This window comes from Bradyrhizobium sp. LjRoot220, from assembly GCF_964252915.1.
In the GTDB taxonomy this organism is placed as follows: Bacteria; Pseudomonadota; Alphaproteobacteria; order Rhizobiales; family Xanthobacteraceae; genus Bradyrhizobium.
In genome coordinates this window covers 145,062-164,137 of the sequence record NZ_CAXUPS020000010.1, presented here as the reverse complement: position 1 = coordinate 164,137, position 19,076 = coordinate 145,062, and the positions used below count along the sequence as shown (strand labels likewise).

At 62.5% G+C, this 19,076-nt stretch carries 12 protein-coding genes; 10 read left to right on the top strand and 2 right to left on the bottom strand.

Features of this window, described 5'->3' with window-relative positions:
* Nucleotides 1–737 precede the first annotated feature (737 nt).
* The 8 genes from ACSQ84_RS31085 (at nucleotide 738) to ACSQ84_RS31050 (ending at nucleotide 9,566) form a co-directional block, all read left to right on the top strand.
* Nucleotides 738–1,382 (top strand): hypothetical protein, encoded by a 645-nt coding sequence (locus ACSQ84_RS31085; protein ID WP_436215548.1) that lies wholly within the window; start codon nucleotides 738–740, stop codon nucleotides 1,380–1,382.
* A 10-nt stretch (nucleotides 1,383–1,392) separates the two neighbouring features.
* The gene (locus ACSQ84_RS31080) at nucleotides 1,393–1,842 is read left to right on the top strand and encodes a DsrE family protein (protein ID WP_436215547.1); all 450 of its coding nucleotides are present in this window, start codon (nucleotides 1,393–1,395) and stop codon (nucleotides 1,840–1,842) included.
* 266 nt (nucleotides 1,843–2,108) lie between these two features.
* Nucleotides 2,109–4,955, top strand: coding sequence for a bifunctional transaldolase/phosoglucose isomerase (locus ACSQ84_RS31075; RefSeq protein ID WP_436215546.1), 2,847 nt, complete (start codon nucleotides 2,109–2,111; stop codon nucleotides 4,953–4,955).
* Between the two features lie 29 nt (nucleotides 4,956–4,984).
* Entirely contained in the window at nucleotides 4,985–5,980 is a 996-nt protein-coding gene (gene gnd, locus ACSQ84_RS31070; protein ID WP_436215545.1) for a phosphogluconate dehydrogenase (NAD(+)-dependent, decarboxylating), read from the top strand.
* A 5-nt stretch (nucleotides 5,981–5,985) separates the two neighbouring features.
* Nucleotides 5,986–7,497 (top strand): glucose-6-phosphate dehydrogenase, encoded by a 1,512-nt coding sequence (gene zwf, locus ACSQ84_RS31065; RefSeq protein WP_436215544.1) that lies wholly within the window; start codon nucleotides 5,986–5,988, stop codon nucleotides 7,495–7,497.
* Between the two features lie 2 nt (nucleotides 7,498–7,499).
* Nucleotides 7,500–8,252 (top strand): 6-phosphogluconolactonase, encoded by a 753-nt coding sequence (gene pgl, locus ACSQ84_RS31060; RefSeq protein WP_436215543.1) that lies wholly within the window; start codon nucleotides 7,500–7,502, stop codon nucleotides 8,250–8,252.
* A gap of 28 nt (nucleotides 8,253–8,280) precedes the next feature.
* On the top strand, nucleotides 8,281–8,766 hold the full coding sequence (locus ACSQ84_RS31055; protein WP_436215623.1) for a gluconokinase: 486 nt from the start codon (nucleotides 8,281–8,283) through the stop codon (nucleotides 8,764–8,766).
* Nucleotides 8,763–9,566, top strand: coding sequence for an HAD family hydrolase (locus tag ACSQ84_RS31050; protein WP_436215542.1), 804 nt, complete (start codon nucleotides 8,763–8,765; stop codon nucleotides 9,564–9,566). The genes ACSQ84_RS31055 and ACSQ84_RS31050 overlap by 4 nt, the downstream gene beginning before the upstream one ends.
* Before the next feature lie 4 nt (nucleotides 9,567–9,570).
* Here the strand turns inward: ACSQ84_RS31050 and ACSQ84_RS31045 are convergent, their stop codons facing one another.
* Both ACSQ84_RS31045 and malQ read right to left on the bottom strand, forming a co-directional pair.
* A complete protein-coding gene (locus ACSQ84_RS31045) occupies nucleotides 9,571–11,370 on the bottom strand; it encodes a glycoside hydrolase family 15 protein (protein WP_436215541.1) in 1,800 nt (599 codons plus the stop codon).
* A gap of 26 nt (nucleotides 11,371–11,396) precedes the next feature.
* On the bottom strand, nucleotides 11,397–13,343 hold the full coding sequence (gene malQ / locus ACSQ84_RS31040) for a 4-alpha-glucanotransferase (protein ID WP_436215540.1): 1,947 nt from the start codon (nucleotides 13,341–13,343) through the stop codon (nucleotides 11,397–11,399).
* A gap of 298 nt (nucleotides 13,344–13,641) precedes the next feature.
* Here malQ and treS point away from each other — a divergent pair, with 298 nt between their 5' ends.
* Together treS and glgB are read left to right on the top strand one after the other, a co-directional pair.
* The gene (gene treS / locus ACSQ84_RS31035) at nucleotides 13,642–16,932 is read left to right on the top strand and encodes a maltose alpha-D-glucosyltransferase (protein ID WP_436215622.1); all 3,291 of its coding nucleotides are present in this window, start codon (nucleotides 13,642–13,644) and stop codon (nucleotides 16,930–16,932) included.
* Complete coding sequence (gene glgB, locus ACSQ84_RS31030) at nucleotides 16,929–19,076, top strand: 1,4-alpha-glucan branching protein GlgB (RefSeq protein WP_436215539.1); 2,148 nt, start codon at nucleotides 16,929–16,931, stop codon at nucleotides 19,074–19,076. The genes treS and glgB overlap by 4 nt, the downstream gene beginning before the upstream one ends.

The window sequence follows — 19,076 nt, the reverse complement described above, 5'->3', positions numbered from 1 at the left end:
CGCCGGCGCGCAACATCGACGCCTGTTGATCGATGTGACGAAAGTCGCGCTTGGCGATTGTTCAGCTCCCTTAATCGTCTATCCACGCAGACGATTGATCGGGAATTCAGATCACCCCAACCTGCGTCAGTCGGAAGATTCATTTCACTGCCCGGCGCCGTTCGGCGAGACCCAGTGCACGAATTCGATCTCTCCAGTTCACCACCTCTCATTACCACACCTGACGTTCGCGTGCTCGGTATCATGTCAACGACTTCGATCAAGGCATCGACCAGGCTTTGTACTCGGCGGACCATAACGTGCCCCGGCGCGGAGACTTCGCCGTGGTTCTTTGGTTCAATCCGGCGTGACCAATCGATCGGTACGACCCCCTTAATGACCGCGCGAACGCCAAAGCTTGCGTTGCTGCTGTCGCTCGCCGTACCAACCAACTTGGCTCAGCTCCGTTCATTCCTGAATTGGACACCCCATCTGCGTTTTTGTGCAAGGCACAATGGAGGCAGTTTGAGGGACACGAATGGGCGACTCGCCTAATTTTTAGGCAACTTTGACAAACTCAGACGGCTTTCGAGCGGGATTGGCCGGCCATCCCGTTGGCCCCAACTCCAGCGGAGAGAGGTCAGCGGGATTGAACGCGACTGCGGCCACGGGCGACCAATTCGATAGGCTTACCTCGCACGCTGTCCTGGCAGTGCGGCGGATGGTCGATAGATGGGTCAGGTATTTCCCGGGCGATCATGAAGCGTACACCTCCGCCGGTTGTCCTGGCGATCGCGGCTTCAGCCGCCATAGCCTTCCTCGCCGGCAACGGCCCCGGCCTCGCCCAGGAAGGCATCGACAAGACCAAGGCTGCCGCCTTCGACAACCAGCTGTTCGCCGGCCCGCTCGGTCAAAAGGCCTATGCCTGCTTCGTGCGCCGCTACGATGCCAACCATCTGGCGCAGCATCCCAAGCAAAAAGTCAGCGCGATGAAGCTGCTGGTCACGGCCGAAAATCCGCCGGAAGAGAAGATCACCAATTATTCCTTCCGCATCGGCGTCAAATATCGGCATCGGCCCGGCAATTTCGACTCCAGCGGCTATTGCAGCCATGTCGCCGAAGACAAAGGCAACGCGATCCGCTTCGGCTGCGGCGTCGATTGCGAGGGCGGCGGCATCGGTGTCGCCATGAAGGACGACAAATCGGCCGTCATCCGGCTGGCGCGGATCAGGATCTGGGAGCGCAACAAAGCCGACGACGATGCCAGCAAGGATTTGGTGGCAGGCGCCGACGATAGGGTTTTCCGTGTCGATCGCGCCGAATTGCGCGAATGTGCCGAACTCGTGACCGATCGCAAGGAACTCGCGGCGCTCCGGCGCAAGGGGCCGCTTCAAGGCAATTAAAGAGGACGCCATGCATCGACGCAGCATCTTGTGGGCCGCGGCTTCAGTACTCAGCGCAACCTTCGCCGCCTCCCGCGCCGGCGCGGCCACCGAGGCGCCAGCGACGAAAAAGCTGAAGGTGGTCTATCACCTCAACGACCTCGACAAGGTCAGCTTTGTCGTCGGCAACATCCAGAATCACCTCGACGGGGTCGGCGGGCCCGACAACGTCACCATCGCACTGGTCGTTCACGGCCAGGCGTTGCGCGCGTTCCACGCGTCCGCGGCCAACCCCGATCTGACACGGCATATCGGCCAATTCGCCAAGGCCGGCCTTGAACTCGCCGTCTGCGGCAACACCATGAAATCCCAGAAAGTCGGCCTCGGCGATCTGCTGCCGGGCTTCATTGCCGCCGACCAGGGCGGCGTGGTCCGCATCGCCGAGCTGCAATCGCAGGGATATCTCTATTTGCGACCCTGATCGCAATCCGCGATCGTGATCGCAATCCGCGATCGAGACCGTGGCGTCCGCTTTCCCGTCACAAAATTGTGCTGGATTTCAACAATTCCTTGGGCGTTCGCCCCGGGATCGAACCAACGTAAGCGGCGTTATCCTGCCGGGTGCACCGACCGGCAGCCATTCCTTCCAATTGCCTTCCACTTGCCCATCCAAATGTTGACATTCCCGCCTCGCACCCGAAAGCTGCCGGGGAACCCGAAAACCGACGACCAGACAGAACAGGCATCATGAATCCCGTCAAAGCACTCGAAAACCATGGTCAGGCCGTCTGGCTGGATTTCCTCGCCCGCGGCTTCGTCGCCAAGGGCGACCTCAAGAATTTGATCGACACCGACGGCGTCAAAGGCGTGACGTCGAACCCCTCGATCTTCGAAAAGGCGATCGGCAGTTCGGACGAATATGACGGCGCGATCGGCCAGGCGCTGAAAAAAGGCGATCGCCCGGTTGCCGACCTGTTCGAGCATCTCGCCGTCGAGGACATCCAGCACGCCGCCGACGTGTTGCGGCCGGTCTACGACCGGTTGAACGGCGATGACGGCTTTGTCAGCCTCGAGGTTTCGCCCTATCTGGCGATGGATACCAGGGCGACCATCGTCGAGGCCAAGCGGCTCTGGAAGGACGTTAAGCGCACGAATCTGATGGTGAAGGTGCCGGCAACCCCGGAGGGGCTGCCCGCGATCGAAAATCTGATCGGCGCAGGCATCAGCATCAACATCACGCTGTTGTTCTCGCAAAAGGTCTATCGCCAGGTGGCCGAAGCCTATCTCGACGGTTTGGAGAAATACGTCGCCAAGGGCGGCGATCCCTCGCATGTCGCAAGCGTCGCCAGCTTCTTCGTCAGCCGGATCGACAGCGCCGTCGACAAGCAACTCGACGAGAAGATCGCAAAGGCCAATGACCCCAGCGAAAAGGAACGCCTGAGCGCGCTAAAGGGCAAGATCGCGATCGCGAACGCCAAGATCGCCTATCAGGATTACAAGCGCCTGTTTTCAGGCGCACGCTGGGACAAGCTCAAGGCCAAGGGCGCCAAGCCGCAGCGGCTATTGTGGGCCTCGACCGGCACCAAGAACAAAGACTATAGCGACGTGCTCTATGTCGAGGAGCTGATCGGCCCCAACACCGTCAACACGGTGCCGCCGGCGACGCTGGACGCGTTCCGCGATCACGGCACGGCGCGCGACAGCCTCGAGGAAAATATCGACGGCGCGCGCCGGGTGCTTGAGGAACTCGAAAAATCCGGCATCTCGCTCGACGCGATCACCGCCGAACTGGTCAAGGACGGCGTCAAGCAGTTCGCCGACGCCGCCGACAAGCTCTACGGCGCGGTCGCGCACAAGCGCGCGGCCTCGCTCGGCGGCGGCATCGACCGCCAGCAACTGGCGCTCGGCGACGGCATCAAGAAGGCCGTTGAAAAGAGCACCGAGGATTGGCGCGCCTCGGCAAAAATCCGCCGCCTCTGGCACAAGGACAAATCGGTCTGGAGCAATGACGACGAGAATAAATGGCTGGGCTGGCTGAACAGCCCGGCTGCCGCAGATGTTGCCGACTATGAGGATTTTGCCAGGCGCGTGAAGGGGCAGAATTTCAGCGATGCCGTGGTGCTCGGCATGGGCGGTTCGAGCCTCGGTCCGGAAGTCCTGGGAGAAACATTCGCGAAGAAATCCGGCTTTCCAAGACTGCATGTGCTCGACTCCACCGACCCCGCCCAGGTGCGCGCGATGGAGAAGAAGGTCGATCTGGCAAAGACCCTCTTTATTGTTTCCAGCAAGTCCGGCGGCACCACCGAACCGAACGCGATGAAGGACTATTTCTTCGATCGCGTATCCAAGACCATCGGCGCTGACAAGGCGGGCCATCGTTTCATCGCGGTGACCGATCCCGGCTCGTCGCTGGAGAAGGTCGCGACCAAGCAGGGCTTTGCCCGCATCTTCTACGGCGATCCCACGATCGGCGGACGCTATTCGGTATTGTCGCCGTTCGGGCTGGTGCCGGCGGCTGCCGCCGGCATCGATGTCCGCAGCCTGATCAAGCACACGCTCGCCATGGTGCGCTCCTGCGGCGCCGACGTGCCACCGCATGAAAACCCCGGTGTGCAGCTCGGGCTCGCGCTCGGCCTCGCCGGGCTCGAAGGCCGCGACAAGGTGACGATATCAGCGTCGAAGAAAATCGCCGATTTCGGCGCCTGGGCCGCGCAATTGATCGCGGAGTCCACCGGCAAGGACGGCAAGGGTTTGATTCCGATCGACGGCGAACTGCTCGGCGAGCCTTCGCTCTACGGCAACGACCGCTTCTTCATCGACATCCGGACCGAAGGCGAGGACGACGCCGCGCATGACGACAAACTGGCGACCCTTGAGGCAGCCGGGCATCCCGTGGTCCGCATCGTGATGAAATCGATCGACCATATCGGCCAGGAGTTCTTCCGCTTCGAGATGGCGACCGCGGTCGCTGGCGCCATCCTCGGGATCAACCCGTTCAACCAGCCTGATGTGGAAGCGGCGAAGATCAAGACGGGCGAACTGACCGCTTCATTCGAGAAAACCGGCGCATTGCCGGCGGAGCAGCCGGTCGTCGCCACCGCCGAGGCCGAGATCTACACCGATGAAGCCAATGCCGCCGCGCTGCGCAAGGCCGGCGCCAATGGCAGCCTTGGCTCCTGGATCAAGGCGCATCTGTCGCGTCCCGGCAGCGGCGATTATTTTGCGCTGCTGGCCTATATTGCGCGCGACGGCGCTTCGATCGATACCCTGCAGAAGATGCGGCTGGCGGTGCGTGACAGCCGTCATGTCGCGACCTGCGCCGAATTCGGACCACGCTTCCTGCACTCGACCGGCCAGGCCTACAAGGGCGGTCCCGACAGCGGCGTGTTCCTGCAGATCACCGCCGACGACGCCAAGGACCTGGCCGTGCCCGGCCACAAAGCGAGTTTCGGCATCGTCAAGGCGGCGCAAGCGCGCGGCGATTTCGACGTGCTGACCGAACGCGGCCGGCGCGCGCTGCGGGTTCATCTCAAGGGCGATCTCAAGCCGGCGCTGGCCGCGCTCGACGCCGCGATATCGGAAGCGCTCAACTAGGGGAAGCGCCCAATTAGGGAAGTATTGGAATGCAGCTTGGCATGATCGGCCTCGGCCGAATGGGCGGCAATATCGTGCGGCGGCTGATGAGCGGCGGCCACACATCGGTAGTGTACGACAAGGATGCCAAAGCCGTCGCCGCGCTGGCGGCCGAAGGCGCTGCCGGCACCGACACGCTGGAAGCTTTCGTGGCGAAACTGGAAAAGCCGCGCACCGCCTGGGTGATGCTGCCGGCCGGCAAGATCACCGAAGCCACCATCGAAGCGCTGACAAAGCTGATGGAGCCCGGTGACGTCATCATCGACGGCGGCAATACGTTCTGGCAGGACGACGTCCGCCGCGGCAAAACGCTCAGGGAGCGCGGCCTGAATTATGTCGACGTCGGCACCAGCGGCGGCGTCTGGGGCATCGAGCGCGGCTATTGCATGATGATCGGCGGCGACAAGGCCGTGGTCGCCCGGCTCGATCCGATCTTCAGGACCCTGGCGCCTGGGATCGGCGACATCCCGCGCACCGGCGGCCGCGACGGACGCGATCCTCGCATCGAGCAGGGCTATATCCATGCCGGCCCCAGCGGCGCCGGACATTTCGTCAAGATGATCCATAACGGCATCGAGTATGGCCTGATGCAGGCCTACGCCGAGGGCTTTGATATCCTCAAGAACGCCAACATCGAGGCGTTGCCGGCCGAGCATCGTTTCGATCTCGATATCGCCGACATCGCCGAGGTGTGGCGGCGCGGCAGCGTGATCCCTTCATGGCTGCTCGATCTCACTTCTTCGGCGCTCGCTGAGAACCAGACGCTGGATAATTATTCCGGCCATGTCGAGGATTCCGGCGAAGGCCGCTGGACCGTCAATGCCGCGATCGACGAGGCCGTGCCGGCCGAAGTGCTGACTGCGGCGCTCTATGCGCGTTTCCGTTCGCGCAAGGATCATACGTTCGCGGAGAAGATCTTGTCCGCGATGCGCGCCGGCTTCGGCGGCCACAAGGAACCGCCGAAGCAGCCGGGCTCAAAGGCTTAACGCTCATGGCGGTCGGCAAACTGGCACAGACGAAACCCGATCCCTGCTCGTTCGTCATCTTCGGCGTCACCGGTGATCTCGCGCATCGGCTGGTGATTCCTGCCCTCTATAACCTCGCGGCGGCGGACCTGCTGCCGGAAAAATTCTGCGTCGTCGGCATCGCCCGCAAGGGCATGACCAGCGACCAGTTGCGCGACAGCCTGATGAAGGGCCTGCATCAATTCGCCACGCGCCAGGTGGACGAGGCGATCGCGACGCGGCTGCTTGCATGCGTCACCTGCATTGAGGCCGATCCGAAGGATCCGGCCTCGTTCGACGCCATGAGCAGGCAACTTGATCAACTCGAAGTCGCGCGCAATACCCACGGCAATCGTCTGTTCTATCTGGCGACGCCGCCGAGCGCCTTCCTGCCGATCAGCCGCGAACTCGGCCGCACCGGCATGCTGGCCGAGAACGGCACCTGGCGGCGGCTGGTGGTCGAAAAGCCGTTCGGTACCGACCTCGAATCGGCAAGGGAGCTGAACAGCGAGCTGCTCAAACTGGTCGAAGAGCATCAAATCTACCGGATCGATCATTATCTCGGCAAGGAAACCGTCCAGAACATCCTGGTGCTGCGCTTTGCCAACGGCATGTTCGAACCGATCTGGAACCGCAACCACATCGACCACATCCAGATCACGGTCGATGAAAAGCTCGGCGTCGGCCATCGCGGCAGCTTTTATGACGCGACCGGCGCCTTGCGCGACATGGTGCCGAACCATCTGTTTCAACTGATGTCGCTGGTGGCGATGGAGCCGCCATCGAAGTTCGACGCGCATTCGGTGCGTTCGGAGAAGGCCGACGTGCTGGCCGCGATTCAGACCCAGGGCGAGCAGGAGGCGCTGCACAATTCGGTGCGCGGGCAATACCGCGCCGGCACGGTCGACGACACCGAGATCGAGGACTATCGCAGGACCGCCGACGTCAAGCCCGCCAGCACCACGGAAACCTATGCCGCACTGAAGCTGACCATCGACAATTGGCGCTGGGCCGGGGTGCCGTTTTATCTGCGCACCGGCAAGGCGCTCGGTATCAAGCGCACCGAGATCGCAATCAAATTCAAGCAGGCGCCGTTCGCGATGTTCCGCGACACGCCCGTCGACCGGCTCTCGCAGAACTACCTCATCATCTCGACCGAACCGACCGAAGGCATCGCGCTGCAGTTCAACACCAAGGTGCCGGGCCCGACCATTAATATCGATGGCGTCGAGATGAAGTTCCGCTACAAGGATTACTTTCAGGCCGAACCATCGACCGGTTATGAGACCCTGATCTATGACTGCATGATCGGCGACAACATCCTGTTTCAGCGCGCGGACAGCGTTGAGGCCGGCTGGCGGGCGGTGCAGCCGTTTCTCGACGCCTGGAAGAATGCGGGCGGCAAGGGGTTGAAGGTCTATGAGCCCGGCAGTGAAGGTCCTGAAGAGGCCAACGACCTGCTGGAGCGAGACGGCCGAAGCTGGCGGAAGCTCAGTTAGCGATGATGTCGAACGATAACCGCCATGTGATGTCAGTGGCCGATCCGGCCGCGATGGCCGCGGCCGCCGCCGAGCGCCTCATCGCGCGGATCTCGGAAAACCCCGGCCGCGTCGCGATCTGCCTGACCGGCGGATCGAGTCCGAAACAGCTCTATCAGTTGCTCACCACCGAGGCCTGCCGACGCAAAATTCCGTGGGAGCGCGTGCACTGGTTCATCGGCGACGAGCGCTTCGTGCCGGCGGATGATCCCCTCAACAACATGGGCGTCGCGCGGAAGCTTTTTCTGGACCAATGCGCGCCAGCCACCAACATCCATCCGATTCCGACAAGTACCGCCGATCCGGCCGATCCCGATCGCGGCGCCGCGCTTTACGACGGCGAACTGAAAGCGTTCTATGGCGCAGATGCACTCGATCCTGACCGGCCGCTGTTCGATCTCGTGCTGATGGGTGTCGGCCCCGACGGCCATACCGCCTCGCTGTTTCCCGGCGACCCCGCCCTCGACGAGACCCAGCGTTGGGTGGTCGGCGTGCCCAAAGCCAATGTCGAACCGTTCGTCCCCCGCGTCACGCTCACGCTGCCAACCCTCGCTTCTTGCCGCGAAATGCTGTTCGAGGTCGCAGGCGCCGACAAGCGCGCGATCCTAACGCGCGTGTTCGCAGGCGAGAACCTGCCGGCGAACCGCGCGCGATCCACCGGCGAGACGGTCTGGCTGGTGGATCAGGCGGCGTTGCCGGAGAATTTTCGTGGGTGATGCGACACCGCCTTGCGCGCTGGTGGTGATGGGCGTCTCCGGCTCGGGCAAGAGCACCATCGCCGACTGGCTGGCCGTGCGGATGGGTTGGCGCTACGAGGACGGGGACAAATTTCACCCGTCCGGCAATGTCGCGAAAATGAGCGCGGGCCAGCCGCTGACCGATGAAGACCGCTGGCCCTGGCTGCAGGCGATTGCCGACGAGATCGATCGGCTCTCGGGGACCGGGCAACGCGCCGTCGTTGCCTGTTCGGCATTGAAGCGCGCCTATCGCGATATTCTCGTGCATGGGCGCGACGACGTCCGCATCATCTTCCTGAACGGAACGCAGGACCTGATCGCGAGCCGGCTCGCCGCCCGCAAGGGGCATTTCATGCCACCGGGGCTGCTCGCCAGCCAGTTCAAGACGCTGGAACCGCCGCGGCCGGACGAGCGCCCGATTACGGTATCGATCGACGCGCCGGTCGAAGCCATCGTGGACGACATCGTCAGCCAATTGAAAGTGCCCTCATGAGCCGCATTGCGTTTGTCGTTTCCGATGTCGATGGCACGCTGTTGACCAAAGACAAGACCCTCACCGATGGCGCGAAGGACGCCGTCCGCGCGCTGCACGAGGCCGGCGTCGGCTTCACCATCGTTTCCAGCCGGCCGACCATCGGCATGGGCTTTCTGATCGAGCCGCTGGCGATCACGCTGCCGGTCGGTTCATTCAACGGAAGTTCGATCATCGATGCGCAACTGAGACCGATCGAGCAGCATTTGATCGCGCCTCACGTGGCGCAGCGTAGCCTCGACGTGCTCAATGAGTTCGGCGTCGACATCTGGCTGTTCACCAACGACCGCTGGTATACCCGCAATCCGGACGGCGAGTATGTTCCGCACGAGATCCGGGCGATCAAAGCCGACCCGACCATCGTTGCCGACTTCGCGCCGCATCTGTCCGGCGCCTGCAAGATCGTCGGCGCCAGTTCGGATGCAGCGCTATTGGCGCGCTGCGAAGCGGCGATGCAGCAGGCGGTGGGCGCCGAGGCCACCGCGGTTCGATCGCAAACCTACTATCTCGACGTCACGCCCGCGGGCCACGACAAAGGCACGTTCGTCGAGAACATTGCCAAACGGCTCGGCGTCTCGACCGACACCGTCGCCACCATCGGCGACATGCAGAACGACCTGCCGATGTTTGCCAGAAGCGGCATTTCGTTCGCGATGGGCAACGCGGCCGACGACGTCAAGCACCGCGCGACGCATGTGACCGATACCAACGAGCGCGACGGCTTTGCCCGCGCCATGGAGATGATTCTGAAGCTCGTCTAGAAGGCTATTTCGACCGCTGCATCGCCGGCTTCTCGGTCGCCCGCTTCGCCGCGCTGAGGTTATGGGCGGTATTGATCAGCGCGATATGGGTCAGCGCCTGCGGAAAATTGCCGGTCTGGCGGCCTGCGCCGGTATCGAATTCTTCGGCCAACAGGCCAAGATCATTGGCAATCGCAACCACGCGCTCGAACAACTCCCACGCCCTGTCGAACTCTCCCGTCAGCACATAGGCATCCGCGAGCCAGAGGCTGCAGGCCAGGAACGCGCCCTCGGCCGGCTGCTGCTCGACTTCACGGGGATCGTGCCGCAGCACAAAACCGTCCCGCATCAGGTGCTTTTCGACCGCCTGCAGCGTTCCGCCCACGCGCGGGTCCGATGGCTCAAGAAATCCCACCGAGGGCAACAACAGGATGCTGGCATCCAGCATTTTCGAACCGTAGGATTCGACAAACGAGTTCAGCTCGCGATCAAAACCTTTTTCGCAGACGTCGCGATGGATGGTGTCGCGCAGCGTCCGCCACTTGTCCAGCGGCGCCTTGAAGCCGAATTTTTCGACGCTCTTGATGCCACGGTCGAAGGCGACCCAGGTCATTACCTTGGAGGAAACATAGTGCTTGCCGTCGCCGCGGCGCTCCCAGATGCCGTGATCCGGCCGATCCCACTGTTTGGCGAGATGCTCCAGCACCGCGCATTCCAGCGCCCAGCTCCCTTCATGGAGGTCCAGTTTGGCTACTCGCCACTGATGGAAGGCGTCGATCAACTCGCCATAGACGTCGAGCTGCAATTGGTCATGCGCGGCGTTGCCGACCCGGACCGGCAGCGCGCCCTCATATCCCGGGAGCCAGTCGGCTTCCCATTCCAACAGCCGCCGCTCCCCCATGATGCCGTACATGATCTGCATGTTGGCCGGCGATCCCGCCACCGCTCGCAACAGCCAGTTGTGCCAGGCCAGGGCTTCCTCGGTATAGCCCGAGTTCATCAACGCCAGCAGTGTGAAGGTAGCATCGCGCAGCCAGCAGAAGCGATAATCCCAGTTGCGCACCCCCCCGAGCTTCTCCGGCAGCGAGGTGGTTGGCGCCGCGACGATGCCGCCGGTCGGCGCATAGGTCAGCGCCTTCAGCGTGATCAGCGAGCGTATCATGAGGTCGCGGTGTTCGCCTTCATAGGTGCAGCGACTGCTCCATTCGCTCCAGAACGCCTCGGTTTCCTGCAACGCGAGTGCAGGATCGATCGGCCCGGGCACTGGCAGGTGCGACGGCCCGTAGGTGAGCACAAAAGGCACGGTGTCGCCCTCGCCGACCTCAAAATCCGCCACCGTGGTGAAATCCTCGCCGCGGGTCTCGACCGGCGCTCGCAACACGGTCATGTCAGGCCCGCAGATCGCAAGCAGTCCCGATCCGTCTTCGCTTTTCCTGACCCAGGGAATATCCGCACCGAGGCCAAAGCGGATCACCAGCTGCATGCGCAGCTTGACCCGTCCGCTGACCCCGCGCACCAGCCGTACCACATCGGATGCATTGCCGCGCGGCGGCATGAAATCGATCAGGTCGACCACGCCATTGGCGGTGGTAAACCGCGTCTCCAGGATCAGCGTGTTGTCGCGGTAGCGGCGCGAAGTCGCGGTGATCTCATCTGCGGGAGCGATCAGCCAGCGGCCATGCCCGGGGGTGCCGAGCAGCGCGGCAAAGCAGGCGTCGGAATCGAACGCCGGCCAGCACAGCCAGTCGATCGATCCGTCACGGCCGACCAGCGCCGCCGTCTCGCAATCGCCGATCAGTCCGTAGTCTTCTATCCTGCACGACACGGCTTATGACCACCCTGGCTCCGGACCTATGCGCGCGACCGCTCGCGTGTCGCGGCCTTCAGCGCGGCGACGTCGATCGTGGACGCGATCTTCTCGAGCGGCACCGGCAGCCGGCGGCGCCAGTTCGGATGCTCGTCGATGGTGCCGGGAATATTGGGCTGGTCGACCAGACCCAAAAAGTCCTCCAGCCCGATCGCGAGCAGCCGTGATGGGGTGCGCGCGAGAAACTTTACCACGGAATAAAGATCGTTCCTGTCGATGCCGCTGTGGCGCAGCGCCTCGTCGAGCATCGCCAGCGCATGCCATCGCGCGTCATCGCTCTCGCCGGGATCGATGCCGAGCGCACGCTTGGTCCTGAGATCGCCGAACGAGCGCCAGCCGGCATAGGTCGAGAGATCATGGGTATTGAAGGTGACGAGCGCGTTGGCGAGATAATGATCGAACGCGCGGAACGCGCCGCGATCGTCACGCTCGAACATCATCACCAGATAGGACCAGATGCCCCACCCGGCGATCTCGTCGCGAAAACCTTCCGGCACGGTGCCGAGGTCTTCGCCGATCACGACGCAGCGGTGCGCAACGCTCTCCTGCGCGGTTGCAGCCAATAACGCCTCGAACGGCATCGGCACATAGACACCGTCGGCGGCGCTGAAGCCTTGCGGCACCAGATAAAGCCGCTTCAAACCCAGCACGTGGTCGAGCCGGATCGCACCGGCGTGCCGCATCGAGGCGCGCAGCATTTCGCGATAGGGCTCGAAGGATTTCAACTCCAGGCCGGTCGCGTTGAAGCCGGCGAGGCCCCAGCTCTGGCCGGCGGTGTTGAGCGGATCGGGCGGCGCGCCGACGCCAAGATGGCGCGAGATCGCCACCTGTTCGTTCCATGCGTCGAATCCGTCCGCCTGCACACCGACGGCAACATCGAGATACAGCCCGACCCTCATGCCGAGCTGGCTCGCCCGATCTTTCGCTGCCGCCAGTTGCTGATCGGCCGTCCATTGCACGAATTCGACGAACGCGATTTCGTCGGCGTCCGCTCCCTTGTGCAATTCAGCGCATTTGGTGTCATCCGGCTGTCGCCACTCCTCCGGCCATTCCCACCACGGCTTGTTGAATTTGTGCCGGAGCACCTCGAAACAGGCGAAGCGTGACAGCAACGGCGCGCGTTCAATGCGGAATTTCTCGAAGTCCCGCCGGCGGCCTGGTGTCGCGTTTACCTTGAAAGCTTCGAATGCCGATCGCATCGCGGGCCATTTCAGGCCTGCGGCGGCAACATAGTCCACAACCTCGCCTTGCCTTGCCCGCGCCAGCGCGCCCCTGGTGGTGGCGTCCAGCCGAAATTCCGGAATCGCTTCAACATCAACATAGAGCGCATTGAGAAACAGCCGGCTGTTCGGCGAATAAGGACTGCAATCGCCAGGGCGGTCATCGAACAAGGCATGCAGCGGATTGAGGCCGACGCCATCCGCTCCCAGATGGTGGGCGAGTTCGATCAGGGCCTTGAGGTCGGTGAAATCGCCGATCCCCCAGTTGCGCGCCGAGCGAACGCCGTAAAGCTGAACCGCGAGCAGCCAGCAGCGGTCGAAATCGCCGCCAAAGGCCCTTGCCGGTGCCGACAGCAGCGGCACGTCTTCGGTGGTGGATGCGGCATCCGACAGCTGCAGCCGGTGGACACCCAGCGGCAGATCCTGCGGCCAGGCGATGCTCCGATCGGAGCTGCTGCCTTTCGCGATAACCTTATGATCTGCTAAGATTTTCCATCGAACCGGGAGCTTCGCAGCAGCCGAGAGCTCGGTCCGCGCAGGCTGCCCGGACCGGACCACGACCGGTCCACCGACGAACTGTCCGGCAGTCTGCGGCGGCAGGGCATCGAGGATAATTTTCAGGGCGGCCGCGTCCGTCACACGGCGGTGACCCTGACCATCCACGAATTCGGTCTGGATTCCCTGGCGTTTAGCTTGAGCGAAAAGGTCCATTCGGCACGCGGTTTGCACACAACACCTTGGAGGCGTCGCGAAATTGTCCAAATACAGGAAGGAGATAGACGAGCGCTAACGCTCGCTGCCGTCAACGGTTCCAGGGGAACCAAAGTCCGCTGAGCGGCTTTTTACTATGTCCGGAACGTCTCCTTTCTCGCAAGTGAAACGGGGGCGTCGTTTCCATGGCTATGGCATCACCGTGAACAAAAAAGTCCAAACCGGCGAAAGCACCAAGGCCGGCGCCTCCTTTCGATTCGATACTGCCTATCCGTTGAACAACGGCGGCAGCTTTACGATCGATGCAAGCGAGGTGCCAGCGGTCGAGGCAGCCGACGATGCGCTTTGGTACAAGGATGCCATCATCTATCAGCTCCACGTCAAGGCTTTTGCCGACAGCAACAATGACGGCATCGGCGATTTTGCAGGGCTGACCGAGAAGCTGGGCTATCTGCAGGACCTCGGCGTTACCACGCTGTGGCTGTTGCCGTTCTATCCCTCGCCCGGCCGCGATGACGGCTATGACATCGCCGACTATGGCGACATCAATCCCGATTTCGGGACGATGAAGGATTTCAGGCGGTTCATCCAGGAAGCCAAGAGGCGCGGTCTGCGCGTCATCACCGAGCTCGTCGTCAATCACACCTCCGACCAGCACGACTGGTTCAAGCGCGCCCGGCGCAGCGGCCCGGATTCGAGCGCGCGCAACTGGTATGTCTGGAGCGATACCGACCAGAAATACCCGGGCACGCGGATCATCTTCACCGATACCGAGAAGTCGAACTGGACCTGGGACCCCGAGGCCGGCCAGTTCTACTGGCACCGCTTCTTCTCGCACCAGCCGGACCTCAATTTCGACAATCCGCGCGTGGTCAGCGCGCTGGTCAAGGTGATGAAGCGCTGGCTCGATACCGGCGTCGACGGTTTCCGTCTCGACGCCATTCCCTATCTGTGCGAGCGCGACGGCACCAACAACGAGAACCTGGCCGAGACCCACGCCATCATCAAACACCTGCGCAGCGAACTTGACGCCTATGCCAAGGGCAAGGTGTTGCTGGCCGAAGCCAACCAATGGCCCGAGGACGTGCAGGAATATTTCGGCCGCGGCGACGAATGCCACATGGCCTATCATTTTCCGCTGATGCCGCGGATCTACATGGCGATCGCGCAGGAAGACCGCTTTCCGATTACCGACATCCTGCGGCAGACGCCTGATATTCCGGGCAATTGCCAATGGGCGCTGTTCCTGCGCAATCATGACGAGCTGACGCTGGAAATGGTCACCGACGTCGAACGCGATTATCTGTGGTCGACCTACGCCAACGATCCCCGCGCCCGCATCAATGTCGGCATCCGCCGGCGCCTGGCGCCGCTGATGGACAATGATCGTCGCAAGATCGAATTGATGAACTCGCTGCTGCTGTCGTTCCCGGGCACACCGATCATCTATTACGGTGACGAAATCGGAATGGGCGACAATATCTATCTCGGCGACCGCAATGGCGTGCGAACGCCGATGCAATGGACGCCGGACCGCAATGGCGGCTTTTCCCGCGCCGATCCGGCGCGGCTTTATGCGCCCACCATCATGGATCCGGTCTACGGCTATGAGTCCGTCAACGTCGAGGCGCAGTCACGCAGCTTGTCGTCGCTGCTCAGCGCCACCAAACGGCTGATCGCGGTCCGCAAGTCGACGCTGGCCTTTGGCCGCGGCACCATGACATTCATCCGCCCGGAAAACCGCTCGGTGCTGTGCTATGTGCGCCAGTACGAGGACGAGGCCATTCTCTGCGTCGCCAACCTGTCGCGATCCGCACAGGCCACCGAACTCGATCTTTCGCCGTGGAAGGACCGCATTCCCCTGGAAATGCTCGGCCGCACGCGTTTCCCGGCGATCGGCGAACTGCCCTATATGGTCACGCTGGCGCCTTACGGCTTCTACTGGTTCGAGCTGCAGGAGCGCGACAAATCCGAGCCGGTGCCGCAGCGGGCGGTGCCCGAATTCGAAACGCTGGTGGTGCCGCTGAACGCGACCTGGGTGTCGCTGGCGCGCACCCGCGGCGTGTTCGAACGCGATGTGCTGCCGGGACACCTGGCACGGACGCGCTGGTATCCGGAGCGATCGGTCAAGGCGATCCAGCCGACGCTGATTTCGGCGATCCCGTTCTGCGACATCGGCGACAACCGGCCGTGGCTCGCCTTCTTCAAGTCGACGCAGCGTGACGTCACCACCCGCTATGTGCTGCCGCTGCAGATCGAATGGGTACGCTTCGACCGCGAGCGCTATAACCCGCGCGCTTTGGCAGCCGTCCGCCAGGGCGCGCGCGAAGGAACACTGCTCGACGTCGCCAACGACCAGATTTTCATCGCGCTGTTGCTGAGAAACCTCAAGGAGTCGCTGATCGTCGACGAAAGCGAGCAGGGTTTGAAGCTGGAATTCCGGCCGACCAGCCGCTTCGCCGACAAGGTGATCAAGCAGCCCGAACACATCCGCACGATCGAGACCGAGCGGCCGGAGAGCACCGCGCAGGTGGATGAGGATTATATCGTCAAGATCTACCGCACACTGCAGGCCGGCATCAGTCCCGAGATCGAGATGGGACGCTTCCTGACCGACGTCGCCGGCTTTGCCAACACGCCGGCGCTGCTCGGCAGCGTCGAACTGATTGATGGTGACGAACGCAACGCAATCGGCGTCCTGCACGCTTTCGTCGCCAACCAGGGCGACCTTTGGGCCGTGACCGCGGCCTATCTCGACCGCTTCGTCGACGAGCAGCGCCTGCTGGCGGCAAGCGAGCGTGTCAGGGAAAGTGAGGACCAGGTCTCTTACCTGCGCTACATGTCACAGGCCGGCAGGCGTGTCGCCGAACTGCACGTCGCACTGGCGAGCAACAACGAGCTTCCCGAGTTCGTTCCGGAGCCGATCAAGCACGAGGACATCCAGCGCTGGTTCGGCGACACCCTGGCCCGCTCCGAGCGCGTTTTCGACACGCTGAAGCAGCGGCGCGATACGCTGAAGGAGGCGGATCGTCCGCTGGTCGATCAGTTGCTGGGCCACCAATCCGGCCTGCCCGATCGCCTGAAGGCCCTGCTGCCGCACGAAAACGGCGGACTCAATATCCGCCATCACGGCGACTTCCATCTCGGCCAATTGCTGATGGTCAAGGAGGATATCTTCATCGTCGATTTCGACGGCGAGCCCCGGCGCTCCATCGCGGAGCGCCGACGCAAGGCGCCGGCAGCGCGAGACGTCGCCAGCCTGATCCGTTCGATCGATTATTCGACCACCGCGGCCCTTGAGCGCGCGATGAAAGTGGCCCACGATGAGCACGGCAAGCTTGCTGCTGCGCTCGCAGAGTGGCGCGACCGGGCGACGACCACATTCCTGGCTGCCTATCGCGAAGCCATGGTTAATCAACGGCTTTGGCCGGCCGAACCTGAGGCCGCCGAGGCGATGCTGAACTTCTTTCTGCTTGAGAAGGCGTGCTACGAGATCGAATATGAACTATCAAACCGGCCGGATTGGCTGCGTATGGCCCTGACCGGAATGCTTCGTATTTTGTCGCAACAGTCCCTTGAGGCCTCATGACCAAGCTACCCGCCGAGGCCTATGCGATCATCCAGGGCAATCATGCCGACCCCTTTCACTATCTCGGCCTCCACACCGAGGGTGAGCTGAAGGTCGTGCGTGCGTTCCTGCCCGAAGCCTCCAACGTGGAGGCAATCGGTGAACATGGTGAACGGGCACCATTGGCGCGGATCCATGATGCCGGATTATTTGCCGGCGCGCTGCCGAACGGCTCGACACGCTATCAATTGCGCGCCCGCTTTGGCGACAAACTGGTCGAACTCGACGACCCCTACCGCTTTCCGCCCGTCCTGAGCGACTTCGACCTCTATCTGCTCGGCGAGGGCACCCATCAGCGCATCTACGACAAGCTCGGCGCCCATCCGATGACGCTGGAAGGCGTCGAGGGCGTCGCCTTCGTCGTGCTGGCGCCAAATGCCCGCGGCGTCAGCGTGGTCGGCGATTTCAATTACTGGAAGCCGCGACGGCATCCGATGCGGGTGCGTGGCGTCGGCTATTGGGAGCTGTTCATTCCCCACGCCCGCGTCGGCGACCATTACAAGTTCGACATCATCGAACCAAACGGGCAACATTTGCCGTTAAAGTCCGACCCGGTCGCGTTTGCCGCGGAAGTCCGCCCCAAGACCGCCTCGATCGTCTTCGATCAGGCCAACCTGCCGCGACCGCGCCCGGCGCCGGTTGGCATGAATGCGCTGAACGCGCCGATGTCGATTTACGAGGTCCATCTCGGCTCATGGCGGCGCAAGGGCGGCAATGAGTGGCTGACCTATCGCGAACTCGCCGAGCAGCTTCCAGCCTATGTCAGGGATCTCGGATTTACCCATGTCGAATTTCTTCCCGTCAACGAACATCCGTTCGACGGCTCATGGGGCTATCAGCCGACCGGCCTGTTCGCACCCACCAGCCGGTTCGGCACACCGGAGGATTTTGCCGCGCTGGTCGACGCCTTCCACCGCGACGGCATCGCCGTCTTGCTTGACTGGGTGCCCGGGCACTTCCCCGACGATCCCCATGGTCTCAGCCATTTCGATGGCACCGCATTGTACGAACATGCCAACCCCTTGCAGGGCCGCCACCTCGACTGGGGCACACTGATCTACAATTACGGCCGCACCGAAGTCGTGAATTTCCTGGTGTCGAACGCGCTGTTCTGGCTGGAGCGCTACGCCGTCGACGGGCTGCGCGTCGATGCCGTGGCCTCGATGCTCTATCTCGACTACTCCAGGCCCGCGGGAGAATGGATTCCGAACCAGTATGGCGGGCGGGAAAATCTCGAAGCCATCGCCTTCCTGCGCCGCTTTAACACCGAAGTGTTCGGACGCTTTCCGGACGCCACCACCGCGGCAGAAGAATCCACCGCGTGGCCGGAAGTCTCCCGCCCGGTCGAATATGGCGGGCTTGGCTTCGGCTACAAGTGGAATATGGGCTGGATGCACGACACGCTGCAATACATCGGCAAGGATCCGATCCACCGCAAATATCATCACGGCGATATCCTGTTCGGCCTGCAATATGCGTTCTCGGAAAATTTCATCTTGCCGCTGTCGCATGACGAAGTCGTACACGGCAAACGCTCGATCCTGGGACGGATGCCCGGCGACGACTGGCAGCGCTTTGCGAATTTGCGTGCCTACTACAGCTTCATGTTCGGCCATCCCGGCAAGAAGCTGATGTTCATGGGCTGCGAATTCGGCCAGGAGCGCGAGTGGAATCACGATCATTCACTGGATTGGCATCTGCTGCAACAACCAAGGCATGCCGGCATTCACAGCCTGATTCGCGACCTCAACCACCTCTACCGCACGGTGCCGGCGCTGCATGAGTTCGACTGTAGCCAGCCGGGCTTCGAATGGGTCATCACCCATGATTCCGGCGGCAATGTCTTCGCCTGGATCCGCAAGGGCACCGATGCGCGCGCCCGCTGCCTCGTGGTCGTGAACTTCTCGCCCAACGTCTATTACGATTACCGGGTACGCGTGCCGTTTGCCGGCAAGTGGAAAGAGGTGCTGAATTCGGACTCCGCGCATTATGGCGGCAGCAATGTCGGCAATATCGGAGAGGTTCGGACGCTGGAGGGCAACATCCCCGAACTCAACCTGACCATTCCGCCGCTGGCTGCGATCTTTCTCGTACCGGAAAACTGA

Coding starts and splice junctions, on each gene's coding strand:
- ACSQ84_RS31085 (WP_436215548.1), top strand. CDS start 738: ATGAAGCGTACACCTCCGCCGGTTGTCCTGGCGATCGCGGCTTCAGCC.
- ACSQ84_RS31080 (WP_436215547.1), top strand. CDS start 1,393: ATGCATCGACGCAGCATCTTGTGGGCCGCGGCTTCAGTACTCAGCGCA.
- ACSQ84_RS31075 (WP_436215546.1), top strand. CDS start 2,109: ATGAATCCCGTCAAAGCACTCGAAAACCATGGTCAGGCCGTCTGGCTG.
- gnd (WP_436215545.1), top strand. CDS start 4,985: ATGCAGCTTGGCATGATCGGCCTCGGCCGAATGGGCGGCAATATCGTG.
- zwf (WP_436215544.1), top strand. CDS start 5,986: ATGGCGGTCGGCAAACTGGCACAGACGAAACCCGATCCCTGCTCGTTC.
- pgl (WP_436215543.1), top strand. CDS start 7,500: ATGATGTCGAACGATAACCGCCATGTGATGTCAGTGGCCGATCCGGCC.
- ACSQ84_RS31055 (WP_436215623.1), top strand. CDS start 8,281: ATGGGCGTCTCCGGCTCGGGCAAGAGCACCATCGCCGACTGGCTGGCC.
- ACSQ84_RS31050 (WP_436215542.1), top strand. CDS start 8,763: ATGAGCCGCATTGCGTTTGTCGTTTCCGATGTCGATGGCACGCTGTTG.
- malQ (WP_436215540.1), bottom strand. CDS start 13,343: ATGGACCTTTTCGCTCAAGCTAAACGCCAGGGAATCCAGACCGAATTC.
- glgB (WP_436215539.1), top strand. CDS start 16,929: ATGACCAAGCTACCCGCCGAGGCCTATGCGATCATCCAGGGCAATCAT.